Below are 26,915 nucleotides of genomic sequence, written 5' to 3'. Positions count from 1 at the left end.
GTTCTGAAAAGCACTTGTCAGGCTCAGTTAGCCACTTGATCGGATGCATGGAAAGCGAGGCCGATTTTTACGCCCCCCCAACGGTGAGGCATTCCGGTTTCAAATTCGCGACTAAGCCACGACTGATAATATTCCAGGTATAGTTTTCGATACCGAAGGACAGCCCCATAGTTTGCCTGAAATGGGGTACGCATCAGTTGATTGGCTGGAATTACATATGGACTGCTTCGATTGAACAGCCCACCTTGCAGGCTAGCATCATAGGCGACAAGACTAACTAAAGGCTGGGCATATACATACAATTGCAAGGGCAATCGCTTGTTTATCGAATGGGCAAACGGTGGATCGAATCGTCCTGCCATGACTACAAACCCCGTTTGTACTCGATTCACGAACGTGCCGGCCTGAGCCTGGGCATTAGCACTTACCGATAGCGCATGCTGATACGCATACAACTGCTTTTCGTAGGTGAGCGTATAGTTCAAAATGGCATCGTTACGAATCTGGTGCTCCCAGCCATGGGGTTCAACGCCGTTTATAAGTCGGTGAATCGCTGCCTGCATTTCATAACCAAACGCAACTGGCCCTACCATCCCCGTGCTGAGTAACGACGACACCCGAACCCGACGCAGCGTATCGGTTGTGATACTGAACGTTTTAAGCAGAATGCCGGCAGCAAACGGACGATCGCCTACCAGAATGGCATCGCTACTCAGGGTAGTGGGTGTGAACCCAAAATGTTCCAGTGCAAGACCATACCGGATCGGGTTGCCTTTGGGTTTAACGAGCAGTTTCGTCAGCGGATTTTTACGAAGGGCCGGATTGACAATTTCAATCGAGTAGCCCTGGGTATAATAATAGTCCGTTGCCGTAAAATAATCGTTGTCGTAGTGGAAGCGAGCATACGTATCCGAGCCCATGTCCCGAAACGATGCGGTATTGTCGATGCGTTGTGCTACACTCAACATGGGGGATAAGCATCCCAAAGCCAAAGCGACCAGATAGATTTTATGTGTTGGCATAATACTCTATCTACGCCTATCCTGCAGTAACGGATTGATTGGGGCAGTACTCATGCTGGAGCGTAGAGCCTCACAAGGTAATGAAGGCTTCATGAAGGGCTCCTGCTGAGCGTTTTCATGGGGGTATAGTACAATGGGAAATAACTAGCAAAGTCTGCCTAGTAACTAGTTTCCTGTCTAAAATCAGTGATTCTGACAGAGCGAACGAGCCTAAAGAGTAGACCCACGAGACGGGGTAAGGCGTTTCAACTCTGCAAGTATTTCATTTTGGGATTCAGCGGCTTTTCGCTGATTAGCAAGTAATTCGGCAATTTGAGCTGATAACTTCTTTATCGAAAACGAAAATGCCAACGACATAATAATTAGGTAGGCGATTATATAAAGATCCATACATTATAAGATTAACTATGAAAATAACACCCACCACCTCCATGTGCTGATGACGATCGTAGGGAGACATTTACACACATGGATGGATGTACTGTTAAATTGCAACTGCTTGATAATCAGGAGTCACTCAAAAAGGGCAATTTAACAGTTTTTCGGGGGTTCGTTCGCATGCGAACACAGTGGTGGTTGGGCTGTCAAACTTTGACTTTGGGAGGTGCTACCTGTCGACGGAGATCTTGCGTACAAAATCTTCAGTCACGCCAACGGTTTTTGCAATCTGAGCTACACTCAAAATATTCAAACCCAACAAATTTTTGACCGTTTCCGCTTTTATAGATTGCTCGTTTTGTTCTACAGCCTCCCGGATTTTCTGCTTCTCAGCCTTTACTGCTTCGGCATTGGCTGCTGTCACACGAGCAAAGTAAGCCCGTTCCTCTGGGGTCATTTTTCGCGTATCCAACTCGTCAATAGCTCGCTTGAGCCACTCCTCATTCCAAAAAGCCGGATATTGGGTAGGTTCGATTGTATGAAGCGTCTTCATGGTATAAACCAGTTTGTCTAAATCGGTCTCTATCTCAGCTACTTGCTTGTTAAACTTAGCCAATTCTACCGTGATAAACGTCATCTGGCTATCAATGATTTCACCCGCTTCACTCCTTAGGTTAGCAACCGTATGAAAATGAGCAGTTGGTAGAATACTCTTTGCTAAAATAGCGATAGCGTATATTCTGGGTAGGTTAGCGTAATCAAATTCTCCCCGCTCGACAACTGTATTGAACTTATGCAGGGCGTAAAACTTCATTCGCTGCACAAAATACGGAGCTAGGCCCAACTGCATTTCCACGATGAACTGGCTACCGTTTTCATCGGTGCAAGCTAAATCAAAAATACCGCTTCGGCTGTCGATGGTCAGCGCTTCAAACACATTCTTGTCAAAATGCACCTCCCGAATGGGCGTGTCCGACTTGATCAGAGCCTGTAACGCCGTACGTAGAAACAAACTATCGGCTTCATTGCCAAAGGTGGCTTTGAAGCCGTAGTCTGAAATAATTGGAATATAAACGCCTGTCTCCATTTGGCAAAGTTAGCAGAAAGCTTGACTCTGTTTCTCGTGTCAGCCGCCCCCCCCAACATGAAAACTCAAACTGGCCTATTGGGGCGTCTCTTGTGTCAACCGAAGCCGACTAAGAAGCAAAAAAGCCTACCTGTAGGCACGTGCGTCCTGTCGACCGGAGCCCGCAAATACGCCACTGCTTTTTGTTTGGTCCACCCAACGATCATGAGGGCTGATGGATGAGGGCAAAACTACCCTCAACACAAACCACTTACAACCTTTACACCCTCATTAGGATGTACTGTTAAATTGCAACTGCTTGATAATCAGGAGTTACTCAAAAAGGGCAATTTAACAGTTTTTCGGGGGTTCGTTCGCATGCGAACACAGTGGTGGTTGGGCTGCCCCGCTTTCCGCCGGGACGTGCTCCCTGTCGACGGGAAGGCTGCCCTACTCATTATTTCTTCAAACCTTCCTTATAAAGAACCTCAATTTTATCCCAATATTCGCCCTTATCCTGTAGCTCGTTCATTTGCTCATCAATGGCTTCGATTTTCTCAATTATTTGGGGGCCGAATACTTCTTCAATATCTGCATCTGGTAAATCATCCGCTAAGTTGATCCCAGCCTTCAACTGATATTTCGACTCCGCTAAGGAACGAGCTTTTCTGAACAAAGACAGGTACTTTTTGTGGCCAGATTGTTCAACTGCTGTTTCAAACCGGTTCACTTGGATCTTATCATAGTTGATAAAGATAGCTAACAAACCGTCGTTGCCGATAACTGATTCTAATTCCCCAATTAGATAAACCAGCCGAATTGCATCGGGGAGTAATTGAATAATTTGGTCTTCGTTGTCGGGGAATGTCGCGATTAAACCATTAATGCGACTTGCCACTTCATTAGGTAACTCGATAAACTCAACATTTGCAAAGTCTAAATTTTTTATAGCATCTTGATAGCTACTCTTTTGCATATCGTTGTTATAGTTGATTTACAATAATGCTCCCTCTGTCAGCCGGAACCTACCTTTTAAGCCTAACCGACCCAACTGGGGCGTTTCTCGTGTCAACCGAAGCCGCCAAACGAACCTCAAAGCTGCCATGCTGATACGACTTCCTTGTCGCCCGGAAGCCGCCAAATACGTACGCGCTGTCTGTTGCACCCAACACCCGCGAGGGCTGATGGATGAGGGCACAACTCAAGACAACAAACGGGGTGTCAACCTTTACACCCTCGTTTGGTTGGGCTGCAAATTTCACCTCGGGACGGGCTCCCTGTCGCCCAAAAGCTGCCCAATTATTTTTCTTTGGAGGAAAGATTTTGCTTAACACTCTCCACGAATTCAAGGGTAACACTGGCTAATTTGGCTGACTGGTCCGTTGTTAAGCCCATTTGTAATGCATTTTTAACTGTTTCAGCTTTCACCGCTAAATTTTCGGCTTCTCTGGCTTCCTGGATTTTCCTGTTTTCATTCTCAATCGCCAATGCATTAGCCGATAGGGTCATTTCGTAGGCCATCCGCTTTTCTGGAGTCATGGCTCGCGTATCCAATTCTTTAATGGCCGCTTCTAACCATTCCTCACTCCAGAACTGGGGGAACTGCTTAGGCTTAGTAGCTTTGTGTAGAGTCTTCATCGTGTAAATGAGTTTGTCCAAATCAGTCTGTATGCTGGATAACCGCTTCTTGAATTTGGCCAGTTCTATTGTGATAAACGTGGTCTGGTCATCAATCAGTTCGCCTTTCTCGTTTTTCAGGGTAGCAACATTATGATAATCAGCGATGCGAGGAAAGATATTGAACGCCAAAATACCAATACAGTAAATCTTGGGCAAGCCCTCGAACTTATATTTGCCTTTTCGAACCAGCGTGTTGAGCCGATAGAACGAATAAAATTTCATACGCTGAATAAAGTCAGGATACTTGCTCAATTGCATCTCAACGATAAACTGATTGCCAGCTTCATCCACACAAGCGATGTCATACACTCCGCTTCGGCTGTCTTTAGTAAGACCTGGAATCTCGCTTTCGATAAACTCAACCGTTTTTATGGCTACGGGAGATTGCATCAGAGCCTGTAACGCCCTACGCAAAAATCGTGTGTCGGTCTCGTTGCCGAAGGTTACTTTAAAGCCATAATCAGAAAGAATCGAAATAAACCGCTCGTTGTCGTTGTACAAATCCATGCGGTAAAGGTAGTTAATAATGGGCTGCCTAATCGGAGCGTTTCCTATGTCATAAGGAGGTAAGGAATGAAACGCAAACTTACCCAATTCAGGTGTTTATGCTGTCGACCAGAGCCGCCAAACGAGCCAAACAGCCGGACTTAGGGACGCGCTGACTGTCGCACGCGAGCCGACCGCTACGTTGTTTTACAGCCTGTTCGCTCCACCCAACACCCCTGAGTGTTGATGGATGAGCACGCTACGTCACTGAACGCGAAAACTTCCAACCTTTACACACTCAGTAAGTTGGGCTGCAAACTTTCCTCTGGGACGTGCTTCCTGTCGACGGAAAGCTAACCTACGCGAAGCAAATAGACAACTTACTGTCCGCTTTTATGCTGAGCGCAACGCACATGAACTTGTTTCATCCGCTCTGCCTAATATGAACCAAGGAACTGCCGGATGCACTATAGGCACTCTATCCGGAGCGAATAACGATGCATATTCACGGTTGCTTTTAACTATCTTTTACACTTAGATGAGTAAATTTTTTATCTATAGCCGATAAATAGTTAATTAGTTTTGTACAAAAATCAGCTAGTTTGTCTGCATGTAATTTGACAAAACTTAAATCATCTTTCTTAATAGAATTGAGGTATTCAAATACACTTTTAGATACAATAATTGTCTCTTTGATTGGAATAGCATTGTTGTTATTTAATTCCCAAAGTATAGAATTTGCCATTTTGTTAGCTTCATCTTCCAAATCAAGGCAATACTGACATATAACGCTTACAAGTTCCTGTAATGTAAGATTTGATTTTTCCCACCAATTCTCCATTTTTACATAAACTGGGTCAATAGAAATAGGTAAATCTGTCACATTATCACCTTCTATTTCTACTTCTAAAATAGATTCATCAAAAAGCTTAATTTTTCCAGTATCTTTATCAACATTGATTTTAGAATTAAATAATGAATTCTTAAAAACCATTTGAGATTCTAAAATATAATTTTCTACTTCGTTAACAAGAATTTTAATTGGGTTAACTATATCGGCAATTTTTTTCTTAGTACTGTCTGCTATTATTGTATCTAACATAAATGGAATATCATCTTTATCGCTTAAAAGATAAAAGCCACCATGGCGCCCTTTAACGGCATCAAAGAAAAAGACAGTCCATTGGATAACATTTTGTTCAGTTAAATAGAGATCTTCTTCAGCAATCTTATATATTATTGTATTTGTCCAGTCTAAAAGATATACAGAGTTTTCATTTGCCAAAAAATACTTAAAATAAGGAAAATGTAATTCTGTAAACGAAACACAATATAAATTAAAAGTCTTAAAAAAGGGCAATTTAAATTTTGTTATTTTAATACATGAAGAATTTGAAGGTAAACTAGTTATTGTATCACATTTTGTTAAAAATATACTTAATTCTTCTTGCGAAATTTCTATATTTTCAAATAATTTCGTTCTGATAGTAATTCTATTACTTAAAATTCTACGATATTCATTCTGTTTATCTTTATAATATTTAACGTGACTTTGTTTCTCTAAAAACTTATAGCTATTTATCAGCCATTCTAACATTTCATGCAATACTGGATGATATATACCTAAAATATTAACACCAACACTTACCATATCACCCATTTTTTTAATATAAAAACTTTTGAATTTATCATAAGTCTCATCTTCAAACAGTAAGCTTTTGTCATTTATAAAATACATTTCAACTAATTTTACAAATAATAATTGAAATTCAAAAGTCTCACTATTGAAACTGGTATATATTTTTTCATTTATTTGTAAACCACTAGCTAATGCTTCTTTGGCTTTCTCAATTTGATTATGAATTATATATAGTTCAGATAAAACTATATAATAATGACTCATCCATGGGTGATTTTCTGAAAGATTTGTTCTATATATATCAAAGGAAGAGGCTAGTATATTTTCAACTAAATCTAAATTTTCACCACTTTTAATATAAATACTCGCATAAATAACGTCCATAAACGCTTTCCAAGATGGTTCATCAGTAACCGTGGAATAATAAGAGTTTGCTATTTGATGAAACTTTAAGGCTTCCTCATATCTTCCTTGTTTAAACATCAAACGTCTTAGCTGATTTGCATAATATGCTTTTTGTATACTTTCATCATTGTTGAGATAGTTATAAAAGAAAGTATGCTCAACTTCTGCAAATCTACCCATTTTAGATAAAAGTTCAGAAAAGGCAATATTATTGTAATTTAATCCGAATTTATTTGACAAGTTAATCACAATTTGCCACCATTCGTCCGATTCTGGTAATTTATCTTGATCACTGAGGCTTTTTGCTTTTTCTTGTATTACTTCAAATTGCCAATTTAAAATTTTTATCTTTTCATCATCTAATAAAAGATTTTCTATATCAATTGAGTTTAATGGAATAGGTAAAATCTCTCTAAAGTATTTAAAAGATAAGTTTAAAAAATATTCTTTACTTCTAATGTCTTTTAGATCATCATATCTGTTGTAAAGTCTAAAATATAATTTACCCAATAAAAATTTATTGTCTTGAATTTGCTGTAATTTAGCGGTGTTTATCAATATATTAGTGATAATGTTATGCTTATCACTACCCCATAGAAAAGCAGTTCTATCAACTACCCATTCGGCCATATTTACTGAATCGTACTTATTTTTGTAAAAAGAAGCATATTCAAAAATAAATTCAATAGAGGAATTTACTTTAGTATATTCTGAGAATATAAGTTGTTTGTCAAAATAATTAAACATTGCCTCTTGCAGTCTTAACCATTCCTCTAAATGCTCTTTTTGATATTGATTTGAAGCTAGATCGCGCATCAAACCATGAATTGTTGCTTGGCCCGCTTCCACGTTTATAAATGAAAATGACTTCAGCTCTTTCATAGATATTATACCAGCAGATATAAATTGATTTCTTACTAAATAATTAATTATTGATTCATTAATATGTAAAAGATTACTCAAAACTTTAATAGCATAAGCAGTTTGCTTAGGAATATGCTCAAAAAAATGTTCAATAACTTGTTTATCATTACCCATAAATCTTTCTGCATTTAAAGAGGAGTTACTGTTGATTATATTTGCATACGTATCAGCCTGAATATCAAGTAAGAAAGGTAGACATCCTTCTTGAACATTAATGCTTTTAGATGATTCTATGATTGCTTCTCTAATGTTTTTCTCTGCGATAGGAATTTTTTGCAAAAATTTATCTGCGTCTTGATCAGATAATCCTTGCATTAAATGCTGGTCGAGAATAGAATTCCATTCTTCGTCGTTTTCTGACCAATTTATTTTATCTCGACCGAAAATGACAAAAAGCACGCCTGGTAAATCACTAATAAATTCACGAATCCATTTATCTTTATCAATATTACGATTGATCTCGCTTGGCCAAAGTCGCTCATATCCATCAAAAATAATTACAATTCTTTTTTGTAGATTACCATCCAAATTAATATTATTTTCAAGATATTTATAAATATCATATGCTAGTAATTTTGGTAAACGTTCAAATAGCTGTGTTTCAGTGAATGTATCTAAATTACCTAGAATTTCTTTTACTTCACTACTCCGAATCCACTCTATTAATTTGTTTTTCCCTTTTTTAATAGCTTTGTCAGTAAAGTAATTGATAATTGGAATACTTTTGAGGCTTTCAGAAAATAACTCTAAACCTATATTCACTAATTCATTAAAAACCTCGCCCGCAATCCAATCCACTGTGTGATTTGCGTCTTCACTGCTAGTTATTTTGTACTTTGTAATAAGTTTAAATAAATAAGGATAAGCGGTTTGAATATCTTGTTCAGCAGATTTCTTTTGTTTATATTTTATGAAGCCTATACAAAAAGCAGGTAACGGGATACTTCCCTTCTCAATCAAATGAGCCGCTATTTTAATCAGTGCCTCATCTGACCGTTGAACTGTTGTATCATTCTCAAAGTCAATAGGTTCAACATAGATTAGGCTCTTATTTTCTTTAGATTTAGGTGACAGATAATTTTTTACAAAAAAATCATCACGTAGATAGCTTTTTCCCTGCCCACCAGCTCCGTAGAATACTTTAACCCTATATTCATCAAGTTTTTGTGGATTCTCTAAAGCATTCATTAAAACTTCTTTGAAGTCATCTCTATCGGTGAATTCTTTGTGAGCAACGAAGCTCTTCTTAAATGATGGCTTTTTCATTGTTATTATAAAAAATAATCAAGTGCAGATTAATTTAATGATAAAAATTGAATTGTATTTCCAAAAGCTTGATCTACAAAACCTTTACTCTGTCGCCATGATACGGAATTATAAATCCAAAACATGCATGGTAAGGGCGTTTGGCCTGTCAACGGGAACGTGGAAATGGCAGCCTAAAGTTACCATATCCGAGCCGTGCGGCCTGTCGCCCAGAAGACCGAACACGAGCTTTTTATACTTTGTGGGCACCCAACGACCATGAGGGTTGATGGATGAGAACGCTACGTTATTAACCATCAACCGCTTCCAACCTTTACACCCTCATTTGGTTGGGCTGCAAAGCCTACTATGGGACGCGTATCCTGTCGCCCGACAAGCTACCTCTTCAGTCAAATTTTAATATTGGCAACTTTGCATAGTTATCAGTTGTTTCTTGATTATAACAAATGATGCATACATGACTCCTAAAGAATTTGCTACAGTCTACTTAAAAGCTGAGTTTCACCAACAGTTTCTTGATGCCGTTAAAATCGGTAATCCTCGCACCATCAATCAAGAGTTCGGTGCTGGTCCAACAGCGCATTATAACCTTGCAGAGTTAAAGAAATTCATCAAACCTGAATGGCAGAAAGGTCATAAAGCTTATAACCAAATACCTAAATCAAAATAGTAGATAGTATGGTCAGGTATTTAATAAAAGGGTTTAGCTTCTCAGCAGTAACATCCTTATTAAAACTGTCAGACTGACCTAACCGGAGCACTTATATTGCCGAACGCAACTCAGTAAACGAGTAATAAGCCATCCTGTCGCAAGATGTGCGGGATGTGCCTACAGTTAAATTTCAATATCTTCTTCTTCTCGTCCCCGTATGAATCGATGTTGCTTTCTTCAATTTTTTTTCTCTTTCTTGTTGTATTTTGTCGAAAATATCAAGAGCGTTTTCTATTTCAATAAATAGTTCTCTATCCTTTTTGATTTCTCTGACATATTCAAAATACTCATAGCAACATAATTTAACGTCTTTCATTTTTGAATGAAGAACTGAATATGCATACAGCTCGTCAATTACACCAAGATTTATTGCAGAGCAAATTCTCTCATAGCTATTAATATACGTTTTAAATATTATCCATTCTTCATAATTTTCCCTTATTTTTTGCGCATCTTCATAAGTTAATTTTCCATTATTATTTCCATTTGAGTATTTCTCAGCTATTGACCAAAACTCTTTTTCAAGTTTAATATCAGGCAACAACGTGTATAAATTATGTTGAGAATTAACCTTATTCCAGTCGCTGCTCTGCTTAACTTGATAAGCTAACAAGAGAATTGATAAAAGCCCTAAAAACATTATAAATGTCTGAAGTAAGGGATTATATATAGTTGTAAAATCAGATATAGACATAGCAATACCATAGAATATTTGGTGTAGCAGTATACAAGAAGTAGAAAGTGCTAATAATGAATGAGTTACTCGTTTATTGTAAAAAAAGCTAGCTGACTTATTCGTCTAGTTAGGTAAATTGTCAACCGAAGCCGCTAAACGAGCCTAAAAAAGCCACCTGTCGAGATGTTCCCTTTGTCAACCGAGGCCAACTAACGAACCAAACAGCCTGCCTGTCCAGGATGTGTTCCTTGTCGCACGCAAGCTCACCAATACGTTGTTTTCTGTTGTTCGCTCCACCCAACGGCCACAGGGGCTGATGGTGAACTCACTACATCCCTGAACGACCACAACCTTCGACCTTTACACCCCTGTTTGGTTGGGCTGCCCAGCTTTCCTGCGAGACGTGCTCCCTGTCGCCGGAACGATGACAGCGTGGAATAAATTAAATATAGAAAACTGTATCTTTCTTTAATTCGGCAAGTATGTCTCCACTGGTTAGAATGGCTTCGTGGAAAATGTAATTACGTACTTTTCCCGTAGGTTTTCTATATCGCTTTTCGAGGGCTTCAGAGTTCCTGTCTAATAGGGCATCATTATCGGTGTTCAACAGAATTTCTTCTATTAGATCGATAGCTTCTTCATCACCAATGTCTTGCCAGTTTAGTAGTGGTTTTTGAGTAATTTGGTCAACAAATGAGTCTTGGTCTGTATAGCCACTGTAGCTGACGAGTTCATAATGAGAAATCTTTGTCTGAGCCAACTCATTGATTTGGCTGAGTGCATCCTCAGTACTGATTTGCCCCATTTCAAATTTATTAATCAAAGACTTGATCTTTCGTTTGATGTTTCTCATACTTGTCAATTAGCTCAACTGTTGCGGAGTGTAACTTGTCAACCGGAACCTACCTAATAAGCCCAAAATAACCTATCGAGATGTGGACTTTGTCAACCGAAGCTGGCAAACGAGCCGAAAAGCCCGACTGTCGAGCCGTGCGGCCTGTCGCCGAGACGACGGCAAACAAGCACTTCTTTGGCCTCACACCCAACGACCACAAGGGCTGATGGATGAGGATGCTACGTGCCTGAACGAACGTGGCGTCAACCTTTGCACCCTTGTTTGGTTGGGCTGCCAACTCTCCCGCGGGACGTGCGTCCTGTCACACGAAAGCTACCCCACGGGAGCGATTACTTAACGCTTCTTCACCACTTTGATAATGAATCATTTATAAAATTAATATCCTCTCCTGAAAATACTTCCCATTCATTAGTCTTCATATTCATAGAATAGAGACCTGCATTGATAACCGCTGCATATTTTCCGGATAGGTAGTCAACTACTTTTGAAAATGATTCTATGGATTCGATATAATCATCATCGTAAAGAAGATTATTTTCCCCTGACAAATAGGTTGAAACTGGATATGAAACATCGTCTAACGATAGTACATATTCTTGTCTGTTTTGACAAAATCTGATGATGACTTTTTCTGGTGTTTGCTTACTATTAATATCATTCAGAAGTTCACTCACCGAAGGAAAATCAGTTGCACCTACTAAAAAAGGTAGCGTTAGGCCGTAACCTTTGGGTTTGCGTTTTCTACACCAGCTATAAATCAATTTATACCAACTAGGTAAATTTTCCATAATTATTTTAAACTGATTTTAGTCAACCTGATTGTTGTTTAAATTTAGGTAAAGCTTTATACCGCTTGTCTTGTTATAAAGTTCTTTACTGAACTCACTTCTGATATTTAATTAATTCATCTGACGCCTGTTAAGCGGTTCAAAATCCGTAGACATCACCTTCTCCATTTCCTAAAGCTCCCATTATATCATCTTCGTCATCTGCCGTATCACTGTATTTTCTTGGATAATTATAGTCTGGAAATTTTGGAGGATTTTTACGCTTATCATTTTCATACGAGCGAATACGCCTGATAACCATGTGGATAGAGTTGAAAAGAATTCTTTCTTCATCTAATATGAAAATTTGCTTCTGCTTGTCAGAAGGTAAATCATAATCATAGTGCCAAGAGTTATAGTGTAGGTATTCTAAATAGTTAATAGCTTTTAAAAAATAAAGTTGAATATAATTATTTTTACCATCTGGATTTACTATAACCTCATCAACTTTTATATCAAACATATGATATTTAAAGTCTTTTAATTTTTGTTCTTCTAAGTAAGGTCCTAAATACCTCATCGCCAATTGGTACGTCAAATTAGAACTCTCACAACTAAAATAATGTCGAGTTTCCCATGAAACTTTCCGCACGGAGACAAATTCTTTTAGTTCAAATGCCAATTTGAATTGCTTTTTATAACTCCAAAAATCTTCTAGCCTAACATAAATAAATTTATCATCTAGATTGAGAAATTCACCATCATCTTCTGTCTCACATAATAAGTACATGCCATTATGGCTACCATTGAGAATATAAGTTAAAAACAACTTATCCATCCGTTAGATATTTTTGAAGCTTATAAATGTGGTACAAATAAGAAAGTTATTCTGTTGGTGAAATGGCTCTCTAGCTAATAAAGATTTGTATAATAACGGTTGGTCTGTCGCACGCCAAGTGGCAAACCTACTTTTCAAAACCTGCCTATCCGGGGCATTTCTCGTGTCAACCGACACGCCGAAATGGAAGCCCCAACGCCACCTTGCCGGGGCGTTCAACCTGTCGCACGGAAGCTGCCCCGCAAGCACTTTATGGACTGACCACCCAACGCCAACGGGTGTTGATGGTGGGCGAACAACCTGAACAAACGCACGTACCTGAACCTTTACACACCCGTTTGGTTGGGCTGAAAACCTTGATCTACCGGCGTACTGCCTGTCGCCCGCGACACGGCACACGTGGAATCTAAAATTCTGACTGGCAAGGCAACTCAATAGGCGTTAACAACCAAGAAAGACCATCTTCGCGTTGTTTGACGTGCCATATAGTGACTCCGGCTGTAAATTCCGGAGTTCTTACTCCTGTGAACATAAATGGTGGAATCCACATTAATTCTACCTCACCATCGCCGTCCCAACCCGATTCCAAAAACTTTGCTTTAGCTATGTCTATGTACTCATCAGCATTGTCAAGACATTCTCTCGGGTTAATTGTGAAATTAAGGTTGTCAATCCACTCATACATAACTACTTCAAAAGACTGCAATCTGTCAGATGAGTAATTGATTATTCGCCTTTTATCTCTTTGCCAATCCACATTAAAAAAGTTAACACTATCAAGCCTGAATAACTCAGGCGTTTGCATTGTCGCACGAAACCCGGAATGGAAGCCCAAACGCTGACCTGCGGGACGTGCCGCCTGTCGCTCGAAAGCTGGCACTAGCGCACTCTATGGACNGTGACCGGAATGGCCGGCCGATTGTCCCGCACCAGATCGCTGTAGACCAGATCGTCTTTGCAGGAGAAGCTGCCACCAGCCACCAGGGCCAGCAACAACAGGTTTAAAAGTATCTTTTTCATGAAAATGCGTATGACAGTTGGGGTAACCATTAATCCACATCCCACCAGACCCGTACGTTTGTCTGAGGAGCTGGGTTTGGGAAGTTGGGGTTGCGTTGAATTTCGGTATTGATATACACGGCGCGCACGGGACGGGTGCCATCGATACCNGCTGCATTCTGGGAGGGTTGCANGGCGGGGTATCCGGTCCGGCGGTAGTCGTTCCAGGCTTCCAGGCCGTTTCCGGTCCAGGCGATGTACTTCTGAGTGATGATCTGGGCGATTTTTTCCTCATTGGTACCCGACAGGGTGGCCACGGTTGGGTTGGCAGTCAGATAGGCTTTGATCTGATCGGCGGAGAGTCCGGCCAGGGTCATCGATGCGGTGATGCCTTCGGTGTAGAGGGCCTGTGGATCGCCGGGTGTACCCAGACGCAGGGCGGCTTCGGCCAGGATGAACGCCCGTTCGAAATTGGTAGTCATCCGTACCGGACCTTCGCCCGAATTGCCCGTAATGAATTTGTTATACCGTGACCAGTTGGTAACGGGCGCGGGCAACGTACCCCGGAATCCGTTGTCGATCGTGACATAATCCGCACCGGGTTTGGTGAAGAAGATGGGCAAACGTGGGTCATTCATGCTTTTGAGCATATTCAGATACCGCGTGCTCAAAATGATGTCGTCTTTAAAGGTGCTTACGTACGTGTAGCTGTAGCGCGGGTCCTGACTACCTACCGTCGATCCGAACGTAAAATTCATGTCGTTGGCATTGGTCGTGATGTAATTATTGCCCGTCAATACTTCGTTGATCACGCTGGTGGCCAAGGCAGGCTCTTTCCGGCTGATAACGGCCGCAAACTTGAGCAGTAAGTTATTTCCCGCCCGCTTCCACTTCGCCAGGTCGCCCCCGTAAATCAAATCCTCGGCACCGGGTTTCAGCGCTGAAGGAGCGTCCAGGTCTTTAATGCCTTCGCGTACCAGATCGAACAGGCTCTGAATCCCCTGCGACGAGTTCCCTTTGTAAATATCTTCCTGCTTATCGATGCGGGGAGCGGTAAACGCTTCGCCCTGAAGGGACTGCGAATACGGAACATCGCCCCACACATTTGTTGCAATCGCGAAGGTGTAGGCCTTCATGATCTTGGCAATACCGCTGTACGCTTTTGAGTTCGTAGCATCGCCCAGATCGACCAGTTTCTGAAAGTTGATCAGGCCCCCGTTATAGATTTCGAACCGCCACTGGTTTTCCATATCGGCTCCGTTGGTCTGGAACACATCGTAATTGGCGGGGCTATTCCCCGATCCGGCCAGATGCTGAACCAGCACTTCCGCAAACCGATTGATTTCATTGGATTCGGCAAAAGCCGTACCCGCCTGAGCACCCGGCAACAATACGGCCGGGGTTACGGCAGTCGGGTTGTTGGGCGTAACATTTATATCCAGAAAGTTGCTACAGGCACCCATACCCAAAAACAGGGGCAGCAATACGTAGCGTTTATAATTCAGTAAATTCATGAGCTTCTTTGTTGAATACAGTAATTAGAACGTGAGTCGGATATTGCCCCCGAAATTGCGGGTATTTGGCGGGCCGTTCAGGTCAAGCCCCTGGATGTTACCGGCTCCCTGCGTGTTGATTTCGGGATCGGCCGGGAAGTTGGGCGCATAGAAATACAGGTTCCGGCCACTGACACCCACCGAGATGGAGCCAAAAGGCGTCTTACCCAACAGGCTCTTTGGCAGGGTATAATTTAGAGCGACTTCGCGCAGGCGGTAAACGGTGGCATCGAACACAGCGGCTTCTGACGCTAACCCACCCAATCCGGTAAAACCTGTGCCACCCCAATATGCTTGCGGACTTAACTGTATGTTGTTGGGTCGAAAGGTACCGTCAGCATTCTGAATCACACCGGGCAAAATGCGGGGCTGATCCCGGTCCTGCCCGGTTAAGTACAACGAGCCATTGCCCCGGAGATCGACCATCGGGAACGAATAAAGCTGCCCGCCCTGACGTGTATCAATCAGCACCGACAGGGAAATTCCTTTGTATGAGAACGTATTGGTCAGACCAGCGATGTAGTTCGGCTGTGGGTTAGAAATGACCGAATTGGCGATGCCGGGCGCAAACTGGCCCGAGGTTCCGTTGATCACATATTGCCCTACGTATTGTCCGGTTGGGTCATAATACAAGCCATTCGGATCCGTATTCTGCACACGGGCATTGGCTGTACCGACCACGACACCATACGGATAGCCTTCATAGATCGAAGGGTTAATACCCGTAAACGCATTGGCACCCGATCCAACCAGATTGGTAGCCGAACTACCTACCGACGACGATTTTACGCCCGGTGCAATCGAGATGACTTTGTTGCGGATTAAGGTATAGTTGAGCGAAAGATCCCATTTGAAACCACTGACCCGCACTGGCGTAGCATTCAGAACAACCTCAACGCCCTGATTCCGTAGCTCTCCGACGTTGGTAGTTCGGGTATCGAAGCCCGTTGTGTTCGCAATGGCTACGTTGAAAATCTGATTCGTACTCCGGGTATCGAAGTAGGAAGCATCGATGCTAAACCGATTCTTAAATAATCCCAGATTCAGGCCCACTTCATACGAGGTCACAAATTCGGGAGTCAGGTTATTGTTTCCGATACGACCGCTCACCACAAAACCCGGAATGCTCCCATTGCTGACCTGAAGCGGGAAGGTAATGTTGGCGGTATTGTTTCCATAGGCAGCCCCTGTATATACGGATGTAAGCAGATATGGGTCTGCATCCCGGCCTACGCGAGCAATGCTGGCACGAACCTTCGCATAAGACAAGATATCCGAGTTGAGCTTGAAGGCATCCGTTGGTACAAAACTGAGCGCTGCCGACGGGTAGAAATAGGTATTATTGGCCTGGGGGAGTGTCGATGATTTATCGGCCCGGCCCGATAGTTCGAGAAAAAGGTAATTGTTATAGTTCAGCGACAACTGCCCATAATACCCTACCAACCTACGGGCCGTACTGAACTCCCCCGTGCCAGTCCCTGCCGTAAATACGGTACCGTTGCCCACATTGTAGAATCCCGGAATGGTTAAGGACGACGCATCGACCAGAACTTCCTGCGTTTTGCGCTGGTTGACGTTATTCCCCAGCAACAGATTCGCATTCAGCCCATCCACAAACAGATTGTCTTTGCGGGCCGAAATCAACAGGTCGCCATTAAGTTCGTTGCGGAAGAAATTGTCCTGCTGGATTTCTCCGGCCGGTGAACGTCCGGCACCGATGGGCAGCGTCAGTTTACGTCGGTCGGTATAGGTATCGCCCGTAACGCGGTAGGCTACGTTCAGCCAGCTTGTGATGTCGTAGCTAATTTGAAAATTACCGAAGAAACGATCCACCTGACTGTCGAGCTTCTCGTTATTCACACTCCATTGTGGGTTATTGTTGGTAGTGGAGTAGTAAATGCTTCGGCCGTTAGCATCCTGATACGGTTCGTTTGCCAGATCGTAACTGCGCGGTATGCGGGTTATCTGCCCGAAGGCGCTGGCTCCATTCCCACCCGGAATCCCCGTCGATACGGTTTGTACGTAGGTTCCGGTTCCGCTGATACGCAACCCATTTTGCAGTTTCGACTCTCCGCCTAGCTGCACATTGGTTCGGTTGAACTTCGAGTTCTGGATAATCCCATTCTGCAGGGTATTGCCAATAGCGATGATGTAATTCCGGGTGGCGTCGCCCGAGGCAATGTTGACCGAGTTTTGCAGGATACTCCCCTGCCGATAAAAGTCCTTTACGTTGTTGGGATACGCCTGATACGGCACGGTATTCCCCTGCGTATTGGTCACCGACGTAGGCCCACCCGCAAAAGGCAGACCCCAGGAGTTGGTCGAGTTCGATACAAACAGATTGTTGGCACCCTGGCCATACTCGTTCTGGAAACGGGGCAGACCATACACATTCTGAACGTTGAACGACGAATTGACCGTCACCTCGGTTTTGTTGTTCTGGTTCCGGCCCGATTTGGTCGTAATGACAATAGCCCCGGCCGACGCGCGCGACCCGTACAGAACCGCAGCCGCCGGGCCTTTCAGCACGTTGACCGACTCAATGCTTTCGGGATTAATATCGGCCAGTCGGTTGGCGGGTTGGGTACCAAACAGCGTGTTCTGGGTCAGGTTGACGTCGTTGCTGAAGATAATGCCATCAACTACGATGAGTGGCTGATTACTTCCCGTAAAGGAGGTAATACCCCGGATGTTGATGTTTGTCGAGGCTCCGGGTGCGCCACTGGCTGCCGTAATATTGACCCCCGCCAGCTTACCCTGTAAAGCATTTAGTAAGTTGGGTTCTGAACGCTGCGCCAGAATGTTGCCGCTGACTTCCTGTGTAGCGTACCCCAGCGAACGCTTGTCGCGTTCGATCCCCTGAGCCGTTACAACGATTTCGTCCAGACTTTGCGCGCCAGTGACTAAAGCGATATTAATGGTCGATTGATTGCCAACAGCCACTTCCTGACTGGCATAGCCAATGAAACTAAAAATCAGTCGCCCGTTGGCCGGAGCACTGATCTGATACTGACCATTGGCGTCCGTTGTGGTGCCTTTGGTCGTGCCTTTTACCTGAATGCTTACGCCAGGCAGTGTTTGGCCATCATCGGATGACGTAACACGGCCGCTGACGTTTACATCCTGCGCTGATACTGTACAACAAACGAACAGAACCAGCAACCAGCTTGTGATGAACGTGAACTTCATGTTTTGAGTAAAGATTGAAACATAGAAAATCAAAAAATTAGCGGTCGTCCGAAGCGGATACCAGCCCTACAATCCTTTCAAAGGACGCGTGCAAGGAGGTGGTCGAGGGTAATCCCGATAAAGGTTATCGCTTTTGTGAGTGAATGGCCGCCGAGCTAAAAAGCAGAGAGGGGTCTTTCCGAAATAGCGATTGCCACTTCGGAAAGACCCCTCCGTCTACTGTCCATTTTCAACCCTTCTTCAATGGGGATAGTCTCAAAAGTCACTCTTTTTAAGAGATTAAATGGATATGCTTCAATCCTGCTTTTGATGGATTCTGCATTTTGGTAGTGTCAAATGCGCGCTCCAGACTCAACCCATACTACCCCTCATCGGTCTTCGTTGGTCACTGGTTATACAGCGTTCTATGCTTCCGAAGCCACGGGAAACCCCTTTGCCTAAGCCCAGTCCGTCGGGCAGAATACTATTTACCAGAAATCGACCGGAAAAGGCCACCATACGCTGATTTTTAAACTGGGTAGCCCGCTCTTCCAGCGACAAATGCACCATCAATCGGTCGTGGGGAACCAGCCACAGCCCAAATGCCCGAAACGTAGCCAACATCTGACTGGTAAAAACCCGTTTAAGCTGTGAAGACTGCTCCGTCTCTGAGTACCGTCGATAGTCATTATAGTTCGCCTGGTTGAGTGCCATCCATACCGTTACAAACCGATACGCGATCAACTCATCGGCCATGCCAATAGGCACCTGTTCACAGCGAATCTGTTTGGTATGCACCGGAACGTATTTTCCATCAATCGTTAACCCCGAAACCTGGAGAAACAGTTGGGTGAGCAGTTCGGCCCCTTCACCAAACCCTACCAGCGTCGGTACCTGCCGCAACACCTTATACTGCACCAATGGATACGCGTATCGAAATCGAACGGAATCTACTGATTCGTCATTGCCCTGAAGGTGATTATGCAACAAAGGCGAAAAGTCCCGGAATAGCTCCCCAAAATATCCGCGCAGTTTATGGGCATCGCGGGTGTTGAGTGTTATCTCCGGAAAGGTGATGGTCGTTTGCGGAATGAATGTCTGTGTAGGCATAGGCAACACCAGTAATGTTAAAAAAGGACAACATTAGCCTCCTTAACCAGATAGTATTCGGTAACCCGCGCCCGAATGGCCCGTCCTTTCCGATCCAGCAGGATGTCGTCACGTTCGGTAACTTCCCGATCGGTATTCATCTCGATGGCAAACAAACTCTGTTCGATCAGCTCGTTCTGGCCTTCCAGCAAAGCGGTTTCCTCTAAACTCAGCAGATATTTCCGGGGAATAACCGAATGGACAGGAAGCGCTTCTGACGACCGCTGTGCTTTTGTCACAGCCTCACCCACCCATTCGAAATTGGACGGCAACCCCGCCAGTCCCAGCGAAGGCGAGTAAACACAGGAGTGCGCTTTGATCGCTTTTTTTAGCGCCTGCCGAACGGCTTCGTCCTGATGCCAGACAAACAACCGATAGCGTGGCTTATACACATATTCGACCAGCGAAGGTTTGGGACTATCGTCGACGCGTTTGAGGGTTGATCGCAAGTTGGCCCCTAACCGTTTCATCACGATTGGATTGAGCACCGAAAGCCCGAGCAGACATTGCTTATTGGCAAACGTATTCAGGTATGCATTATCCGCTTTGGGCAAGCCCAGGATCGCCCCCATGTAGCCATACAAAGAGGTTTTGGGTGGAATGGCGTAGGAAATAGCGGATGTAGTTGCATAAATTTTTTTGAAATGCGCGTAGTCTCCCCAAATGTCAAAAATCAATAGTTGCCGATTCATAGCGTATCACCTGGAATGGGCTGCGAAAGTTGAATACGGTCGTCCTGCAACACCGAAATCCGTTCGATTCGGTCTGCGTATTTTGCCAGAGCCGCCACCAACCGGGAAGTATCGACCGTGAAATCCTCAATATCCGCATAAGCATCCTCCCGCTTACCCGCTTTGGGAATCAACCGGAGCCGTTCGATCAGGTCACCAATAAAAAATCCGGCTGTATAATCAATCTTGACCAGCAGCCGGGGCATATGTCCTTTTTTGGAGCGGGTCAGCAAACTTTGGGTACCGTACCAGATGGCTTCAATCAGGTGGGTAATGTCGTCCTGCGTGGTTCCGACGTATCGGGCAGCCTGTTCGTTAATCACGCCATGAAACGCAATCAGGCCATAGGTAATGATGTATTCTTCGCGAAAGGTTTTCTGAATCGATTCTTCTTTGGTGGCAAACGCTCCGGTTCCTTTGATAAATGTTTCCTGAACCCGATTCAGCGAACGCCCCATGCCAAATTGAACCGGGCCGGTAAAATGAAACAGCTTGTGTGCATCAATCGGCTCGTCAGGTTCCACGGCTTCCGGATCAAGGGCCGCTTCAGCCAGCAACACTTCTCTGACCTGCTTCCCCACCTTCGGACTAGCTTTGGGCGCCGACACCCCCCCAAACAGCCGGACATCGATAAACTTTTGCAGATACTCTTCCCGGCTGTTATACGCCTTTGCCCGTTCAGTTCCTGTTACGGCTCTGCCGCCCACCGACCGAACAAAAATATCACCTTTGCTACCCGGCTCTCCATCAAATCCATGATCGAGCAGGTAATCACGGATGGTACGTTTCAGCCGAACATCGGTTACCAGACAGCAACCCGACTCTTCATCGATACGTGGGCGATTCGCATCCAGTGGGTCGCCATTCGGATTGCAGCGTTTGGTATCGTATAAAAACAGGATCTCACTACGGTTTTGAATGGTACGCATGCGTTAAGCGGTTGGGCCAGCTACTGTTTTTCTTGATCGACTGATACGGACCTGTTCCATGGTAAACGCCTTTTGCATAGCCATCCCTACCGCAAACGAATACGAAATGTCGGCCTTCGACAGGCTATTGTCGGCCAGCAGAAGTGCCGGACCAATTTGCACGTCGAGTTCGGCAATCCGGGCTAGTTCAGACGGGTAAAAATGTCGCTTATCGTTGATCCCGGTATCCATATATTCCCCAATTTTAGCCGTCAGTTTCAGGTGAATTTTGCGGAGTTGATCAACATCCAGGTTCAGTCCATTCAGATACTGGCGAAACGGCTGGTTCCGATAAAAGCTTTTTTGCTTGGCCAGCAATAGCTCGACCTCACAGCCCAGGTAAAAAGCCGCCCGTCGGAGAGGATGGGCCAGCAGATCAGGGTGTTGACGTTCGAACGTTTCGGGAACCAGCCCAACGGGCTGAGGAGCAACAGGTTTCATGTTGGAAAAAGAAAAAAGATTCAGTTGATAGAAAAATTGAAGGAATACGAACGAATGCCGGATGTGTCGGCTAACCAGGTAGGCGCTGGGATCATTGGCCTTAAAAGCTGCCCGAATCACCCCCATAAACGCCCGCAGAAGCTGTTCACGATCGAGTGGTTGGTTATAAAAAACAGCGTCGACGACATGAAAAAAGAACGAGTGGAATCGCCATTTATCTTTTCCCTTTACCTTAACCAATTCGGCGAAGTAGTCTTTTAGCGAAGCCAGCGAAACCCGAAACGGTTCAGGTTTTCCCTGTACCAGACTTACTGGGTCTGTTAAACCCTGATAACACCGCTCCACGGCCTTTCGGGCGGCACTGATTTGTCTGAAGCGAGCGGGCAGGATATTCGACACCTGCAATTTGATAGCAAACTGGGCCTGATTTTCCTCGTAAAAGAAAATGTCGTAATACACAGGCTCAAAGTCGGCAGCCGTGTTGACAGACTGATCATCGGTCTGTTCTGTCTGGTTAATAAAGCTGTAGATCGATTGGACGCTGGTCGTTGTGCCAACACCCGCCGACCGCAGGAAGCTGGCCAGAAACTGCCTTGCCTGTTCATCGGGAACAGAATCGAAAAAGCGCGGCATAATCAGGTATTTCATCCCGAAAAAGGGCCGGGCCAGCCGTTCGAGTATCAGCCGCTTGGCCCCTTCCAGCCGTTTCACCGCATCGGGCGATACCGGAAACATCTTATACGAATCTTCTCCATCGAATCCATTTCGGGAAAAAGCAGGTTTTTCGACCGTAAACCCCAGTGTATTCACCCGTCCCCACACTTCCGAAACCTGTTCGTAACTGACAGCACACACTTTATTGGTAGCCCGTGACTTCCGCCAGTAGGTGGCATACGGCATCCGGTCGTTCAGAAAAAGAGCCCGGTATTTTTCATCCTCGCCAAAGTAGCGCCCGTTGAGCCGGATCGTAAATAGATATTTAACCGTCGTATCGATCGGAAGCTTTCGGAGCATCTGTTCAATAGCCTCAATCTGATCGTCACGAATAAAATCGTGCTGGTAGTTTTTTACCGACTGCCGGATTTTTTTCACCATTGTCCGGATGCTTTCCAATTGCTTCTCCGTAGTTGGCTGCGTATGTAAGTAGAAGGTCGGAACCAGATTTGTGGCATTGGCTTTGGCTTCCCGAAACAAATACCGATCAACCCCGTCAGGATTGAACGCTTCAATGACTAGTTCGGGCATTAACTGCCCCTCGTTGATATCGGCAACAACTACCTGCGCTACCCCCTGCCAGGTTGGAAATGGATTGGCCCAGGGTCGGAAATAGTCCTTATAATCGTCCAGCTCTGAAAGAAGTTTTCCAGCTATGTACAATGATTTAATCATACAATTGTGCGTGATAGCACGCAGATTATTATGATTTGTATGATTAATTAAGATCTGAGTAAACCATACGAATCATAACCACCTGAAAATACCCCCAACCCCCTAAAGGGGGCTTTGTTTAACAGGGAAATAAGCCCCCTTTAGGGGGTTGGGGGTATTTTAGGCTTGATAAAAAATGATTTTCAGGCAGTTGCTAACCATCTGCGTTCAATAGAAACCTTGTTAAATCAACTTAATTGCGACACAGCAAACGGTAATTCTGATAAACATTACCACATTTAAGCGTCCTCTAGCTGGTCGTGCGGGTCACATTTTGGTTTCGCCTGCATGGACTGGCGAAATTCGCTGGGTGTCCGACCCGTTGCCCGTTTGAAGGCTTTGTTGAAGGATACTTTGTTATTAAATCCAACCTGATAAGCTACTTCAATTACATTCAACTCGCGTCGCGATACCTGGGCCAGTAAGGTTTTTGCTTCTTCGACCCGCAACGAATTGACATACTCAAAAAAACTCATGCCCAGTTGTTCGTTGATAACCTGCGATAAATGATGACGGCTAATCGATAAGCGTTCGGCCAGCGTATCCAGACGTAGCTCATTATGCTGATACAGTTTTTCGGTATGCATCAGTAGTTGAAGCTGATTCGCAAAATGACGAGCCAGGTGCGATGGCAAGCCCGAGTGACGATACCGGGCATCGGGCTCTTCTTTGGGCTCTGATTCAAATCCCGGGAATTCGTTGGTCTGAAAAATATGCGGTTGTACATACGCCAGCACCGCAACCAGGGCAATAAACCCCGACATACTGAACGAAATACCGTAATCCCAGGCCCGGTTGAAAAATGGCAGTCTGACCAGCAGAAAATAGGACCAGTTGGCCAGTACAAACCCCAGATAGCATAAACTCACCCACAATGCCCAGCGGCCTACTTTTTGCAGGCTGCCGAACGATTGCTGCAGTCGTAAAATGGCAATAGCGTACAGCGCCAACTGAATCAAGTATACCCAGGGCAACACCTTAAAATAAACTCCCCAGATGGGTATTCGGGCGGGGCGGCTCCACAACTCCGGGTACTGTGTACGAGCTATCAGCACAATTAGGTCGGCAGCTAAACCGATAAAGAATGGCAAAAAGTGAAGCACCCGCTTCGGACCCGCTATTGGCTCATTAACCAGGTCTTTGAGGTATAAGTAGAATAAGGGCCCAAACAAAAAAAAGAATAGATCGATGGTACCGATCAGATAGGGAAAAAGGCGGATGTACTCGCTCCAGAACAGAACGTAGTAAATCAGCATGATCGAAAACAGGACAACGATACCCACAATATACCGTACCTGGCTCTTACGCTGCCCCGCCTGGCTCAACAGTAGAGGAGCCACAAACAAGCCCAGAAAAGCAATAACAGCAAACGCGGTTGTCCAATGATCAAGATTAGGTTCTTTCATTAGAAGTTGTAACAAATTGACCGACAGCGAACTATATCAAGGAATACGGTCAGGTAATGAAGATTTCAGGCAACTACAGCCACGGCGAGACAACCAGCCAATAGCCAATTGTCCCGTAGTCAGACTGGTAAATTCCTGACCTCGCCTAAAGCGATAATTTTATAAAACCGTTAGTTTGCGGGACTGGACGACAGGCTCTTTTGCGCTGATTTTAATATCCCGGATTTCCATTTCCAGCCCATTCGAGATTTTCAATTGGTATTCTCCTTCGTTCAGATCGCTCAGATCCAGGCTCAACCGGGCGATTGTGTCGACCGATGTCAGGGTATGTTCGTAATACAGGTTTCCTTTGGCATCAATCAGTCTGACGGATACTTCGCCCCCCAACTGTTTGTCGATGTTGACACGAAGCTTCTGCATGACCGTAATGTAGGTTCCGACCTCATAGCGGGCCAGTTTGGTAGGGTGATCTTTTTTACCCGCTCTTTTTCCGGGTTCGGCCAACGCAGTAAAGCAGACAAGAAAAGTCAGAAGAAGGGTCTTGAGTAACGTGTTCATAGGAGTATGTTGTGTTGTAAACAGACTGTTTGAGGACCGTTTTTTAGTCGAAAGACAGGACCCCAAAACTGAACAGTCGTCTATTCAGACGAAAGGTTGTTTTCATCCATAAGCGGATAGGGAAAAACGGTATGTAACTAGTCGCTGCGTTAAAGGCGAAGCCAGCAGCTAGCCTGCCAACAAAACAAACTACTAAAAATCAGATATTTACCTCGAAACGATTGCCAATTTATACGAACGGATCGATCAGGACATGATTTCCTTTCGGATCGATGAATTCCATACGCCAGCGAGCAGGCATCGCCTTACAATCGGTAAATAACCACGGTCGGCCTGTTTTAGCCACAATTAACAGCCCATAATCGTCACCAACGGCGGTGAAATCGGGCATTGGCTTGCTTTTGGGGAATTGACTCAGACCATATGCCTGCTGTAGCCAGTCTGTAGTAGCCTTTACATCATCCTGTACCAACCCTATCTCACTTATACCTTGAAAATACCCACTGGCCGACTCTTCGCAAGCGGCATCTCGTCGTTCGATAAACTCAACCACGTTGCCGCCAGGGTCGAAAAAATAGCTGGCCCGTGCTTTCCAATCGGGAAAATTAGCGATTCGACAATCGGCCGACCAGGTACTGATATAGGGCAGATCAAACCAGAGCTGATACTGCTCAAGCGTATACTGGGGAACATTGAAAGCAAAATGATAAGGAGCCGTTGTAACATCGCTCTGCCGAAACACCAGCGCTGTCCAGCCTGCCTGAAAGACAACCTCATCCTGTGATTGACTCATTATAGGCAAGCCCAAACGTTGCTCATAAAACGGTTTTACAGTGCCTAATTGGTTCGTTTCCAGTTCGAGTCGAGTTATTATCATCGCTAACGCTATGTATATACGCTACAAAATTACGACCCGGTTTAAAACACCTTTGTACAAGGCAAACCGAGATCACAAAAATGAGCTAAAGTATTGTAGTAGCTACATAGGTGTCGGATGAATTGATAAAACAGCCCATTGAACAGGCAAATTATAGGTATTAGACGCCCTGGAGCAATACGCTTACCTTTCCGAAAAAGCGACCTTAAACCGATATAAGTAGGGAGCTTTATGTGGGGTTCCAGCTCGTCGCTCGGCAAGCCGTTCCAGATTGTTCTGCGCCATAATTTTCTTGTAAAAATTTCGGGCATCCAATGAATGGCCCAAAATCGTCTCATACAACCGTTGCAATTCAGGGATGGTAAACGTATCAGGTAATAAATGACTGATGGGTTGGTCGCCCACGTTCTTCCGCAACGACTGCAAAGCAACCTCTATGATATGGTTATGGTCGAAAAGCAAAGCAGGAATGGCATCCAGGCTCCACCACCGACATTCTTCGGTCAAAAAGTCAGTTGCCGGAACAACTTCGGCATATTCGACCAGGGCATAATAGCCGATCGAAATCGTTCGTTCCGACCAGTTAATACCCTGAATAGGCAGATTTATTTTCGCCCAGGTTTCCTCCTGATTATAGCGGACCGTTTCACCAAACACATGAAATTGCTGTAAATAAAGCGTTTGTAAACCCGTACGCTCTTTTATTATCCGCTGGGCCGCCAGATCGACCGACTCAGTTTTCAGAATGAAACCTCCTGGAAGGCTCCACTCGTCCGTACCTTTCCAGCGCAACAGCAATACCTTAAGCTGATTTTGATGAAAGCCGAAAATCACCCCATCAATCGATAGGTAGTGGATGCATTGTTCAGATACATTCTGATAATACTGAAACGCCGGATGGTTATAATCAATCATAAAATTT

At 44.4% G+C, this 26,915-nt stretch carries 22 protein-coding genes; 2 read left to right on the top strand and 20 right to left on the bottom strand.

Going from position 1 to position 26,915, the window contains the following annotated elements:
- Positions 1 to 23: 23 nt before the first annotated feature.
- From B153_RS0116520 to B153_RS0116500, 5 genes are all read right to left on the bottom strand, one after another.
- Positions 24 to 1,022 carry a lipid A deacylase LpxR family protein gene (locus B153_RS0116520; RefSeq protein WP_020597844.1) on the bottom strand — a complete coding sequence of 333 codons (999 nt, stop codon included), beginning with the start codon at positions 1,020 to 1,022 and terminating at the stop codon, positions 24 to 26.
- A 607-nt stretch (positions 1,023 to 1,629) separates the two neighbouring features.
- Positions 1,630 to 2,487, bottom strand: a complete 858-nt coding sequence (locus B153_RS0116515; RefSeq protein WP_020597842.1) for an Rpn family recombination-promoting nuclease/putative transposase — start codon at positions 2,485 to 2,487, stop codon at positions 1,630 to 1,632.
- Between the two features lie 436 nt (positions 2,488 to 2,923).
- A complete protein-coding gene (locus B153_RS0116510; RefSeq protein ID WP_020597841.1) occupies positions 2,924 to 3,442 on the bottom strand; it encodes a DMP19 family protein in 519 nt (172 codons plus the stop codon).
- A gap of 323 nt (positions 3,443 to 3,765) precedes the next feature.
- The gene (locus tag B153_RS0116505) at positions 3,766 to 4,653 is read right to left on the bottom strand and encodes an Rpn family recombination-promoting nuclease/putative transposase (RefSeq protein ID WP_020597840.1); all 888 of its coding nucleotides are present in this window, start codon (positions 4,651 to 4,653) and stop codon (positions 3,766 to 3,768) included.
- Between the two features lie 496 nt (positions 4,654 to 5,149).
- Positions 5,150 to 8,866 carry a tetratricopeptide repeat protein gene (locus tag B153_RS0116500; RefSeq protein ID WP_020597839.1) on the bottom strand — a complete coding sequence of 1,239 codons (3,717 nt, stop codon included), beginning with the start codon at positions 8,864 to 8,866 and terminating at the stop codon, positions 5,150 to 5,152.
- A gap of 457 nt (positions 8,867 to 9,323) precedes the next feature.
- Between B153_RS0116500 and B153_RS0116495 the strand changes: the two genes are divergently transcribed.
- Entirely contained in the window at positions 9,324 to 9,536 is a 213-nt protein-coding gene (locus B153_RS0116495; protein ID WP_020597838.1) for a hypothetical protein, read from the top strand.
- Positions 9,537 to 9,708: 172 nt separating this feature from the next.
- Here B153_RS0116495 and B153_RS0116490 read toward each other — a convergent pair whose 3' ends face one another.
- Both B153_RS0116490 and B153_RS0116485 read right to left on the bottom strand, forming a co-directional pair.
- The gene (locus tag B153_RS0116490) at positions 9,709 to 10,272 is read right to left on the bottom strand and encodes a DUF4760 domain-containing protein (RefSeq protein WP_157634726.1); all 564 of its coding nucleotides are present in this window, start codon (positions 10,270 to 10,272) and stop codon (positions 9,709 to 9,711) included.
- A 424-nt stretch (positions 10,273 to 10,696) separates the two neighbouring features.
- Entirely contained in the window at positions 10,697 to 11,107 is a 411-nt protein-coding gene (locus tag B153_RS0116485; RefSeq protein WP_020597836.1) for a hypothetical protein, read from the bottom strand.
- Positions 11,108 to 11,187: 80 nt separating this feature from the next.
- Between B153_RS0116485 and B153_RS38700 the strand changes: the two genes are divergently transcribed.
- A complete protein-coding gene (locus B153_RS38700) occupies positions 11,188 to 11,316 on the top strand; it encodes a hypothetical protein (protein ID WP_020597835.1) in 129 nt (42 codons plus the stop codon).
- Between the two features lie 138 nt (positions 11,317 to 11,454).
- On the opposite strand, the gene B153_RS0116480 is transcribed toward B153_RS38700, so the two are convergent.
- The 13 genes from B153_RS0116480 to B153_RS0116415 all read right to left on the bottom strand — a co-directional run bounded on the left by B153_RS0116480 (position 11,455) and on the right by B153_RS0116415 (position 26,908).
- Positions 11,455 to 11,898 carry a hypothetical protein gene (locus tag B153_RS0116480; RefSeq protein WP_020597834.1) on the bottom strand — a complete coding sequence of 148 codons (444 nt, stop codon included), beginning with the start codon at positions 11,896 to 11,898 and terminating at the stop codon, positions 11,455 to 11,457.
- A 139-nt stretch (positions 11,899 to 12,037) separates the two neighbouring features.
- The gene (locus B153_RS0116475) at positions 12,038 to 12,715 is read right to left on the bottom strand and encodes a hypothetical protein (RefSeq protein ID WP_020597833.1); all 678 of its coding nucleotides are present in this window, start codon (positions 12,713 to 12,715) and stop codon (positions 12,038 to 12,040) included.
- A gap of 406 nt (positions 12,716 to 13,121) precedes the next feature.
- Entirely contained in the window at positions 13,122 to 13,520 is a 399-nt protein-coding gene (locus tag B153_RS0116470) for a hypothetical protein (RefSeq protein ID WP_020597832.1), read from the bottom strand.
- 244 nt (positions 13,521 to 13,764) lie between these two features.
- A complete protein-coding gene (locus B153_RS0116460; protein ID WP_425423149.1) occupies positions 13,765 to 15,177 on the bottom strand; it encodes a SusD/RagB family nutrient-binding outer membrane lipoprotein in 1,413 nt (470 codons plus the stop codon).
- Positions 15,178 to 15,252: 75 nt separating this feature from the next.
- The gene (locus tag B153_RS0116455; protein ID WP_020597829.1) at positions 15,253 to 18,456 is read right to left on the bottom strand and encodes a SusC/RagA family TonB-linked outer membrane protein; all 3,204 of its coding nucleotides are present in this window, start codon (positions 18,454 to 18,456) and stop codon (positions 15,253 to 15,255) included.
- A 351-nt stretch (positions 18,457 to 18,807) separates the two neighbouring features.
- Positions 18,808 to 19,545: a CRISPR-associated endonuclease Cas6 gene (locus B153_RS0116450; protein ID WP_020597828.1), complete on the bottom strand. Its 738-nt coding sequence runs from the start codon at positions 19,543 to 19,545 to the stop codon at positions 18,808 to 18,810.
- A gap of 17 nt (positions 19,546 to 19,562) precedes the next feature.
- Positions 19,563 to 20,276, bottom strand: a complete 714-nt coding sequence (cas5, locus tag B153_RS0116445) for a CRISPR-associated protein Cas5 (RefSeq protein ID WP_020597827.1) — start codon at positions 20,274 to 20,276, stop codon at positions 19,563 to 19,565.
- Positions 20,273 to 21,244, bottom strand: coding sequence for a type I-B CRISPR-associated protein Cas7/Csh2 (gene cas7b / locus B153_RS0116440; protein WP_020597826.1), 972 nt, complete (start codon positions 21,242 to 21,244; stop codon positions 20,273 to 20,275). The genes cas5 and cas7b overlap by 4 nt, the downstream gene beginning before the upstream one ends.
- A 3-nt stretch (positions 21,245 to 21,247) precedes the next feature.
- Positions 21,248 to 23,113: a TM1802 family CRISPR-associated protein gene (locus tag B153_RS0116435; RefSeq protein ID WP_020597825.1), complete on the bottom strand. Its 1,866-nt coding sequence runs from the start codon at positions 23,111 to 23,113 to the stop codon at positions 21,248 to 21,250.
- A gap of 278 nt (positions 23,114 to 23,391) precedes the next feature.
- Positions 23,392 to 24,558 carry a helix-turn-helix domain-containing protein gene (locus tag B153_RS36710; protein WP_020597824.1) on the bottom strand — a complete coding sequence of 389 codons (1,167 nt, stop codon included), beginning with the start codon at positions 24,556 to 24,558 and terminating at the stop codon, positions 23,392 to 23,394.
- A 159-nt stretch (positions 24,559 to 24,717) separates the two neighbouring features.
- Entirely contained in the window at positions 24,718 to 25,116 is a 399-nt protein-coding gene (locus B153_RS0116425) for a T9SS type A sorting domain-containing protein (protein WP_020597823.1), read from the bottom strand.
- A 229-nt stretch (positions 25,117 to 25,345) separates the two neighbouring features.
- Positions 25,346 to 25,993, bottom strand: a complete 648-nt coding sequence (locus B153_RS0116420) for a VOC family protein (RefSeq protein ID WP_026262217.1) — start codon at positions 25,991 to 25,993, stop codon at positions 25,346 to 25,348.
- A 183-nt stretch (positions 25,994 to 26,176) separates the two neighbouring features.
- Positions 26,177 to 26,908, bottom strand: a complete 732-nt coding sequence (locus tag B153_RS0116415) for an NUDIX hydrolase (protein WP_020597821.1) — start codon at positions 26,906 to 26,908, stop codon at positions 26,177 to 26,179.
- Positions 26,909 to 26,915 lie beyond the last annotated feature (7 nt).

The organism is Spirosoma panaciterrae DSM 21099 (genome assembly GCF_000374025.1).
Lineage (GTDB): Bacteria > Bacteroidota > Bacteroidia > Cytophagales > Spirosomataceae > Spirosoma > Spirosoma panaciterrae.
The sequence above is the reverse complement of the archived record's forward strand: the minus strand, read 5'-3'. Positions and strand labels throughout refer to the sequence as shown.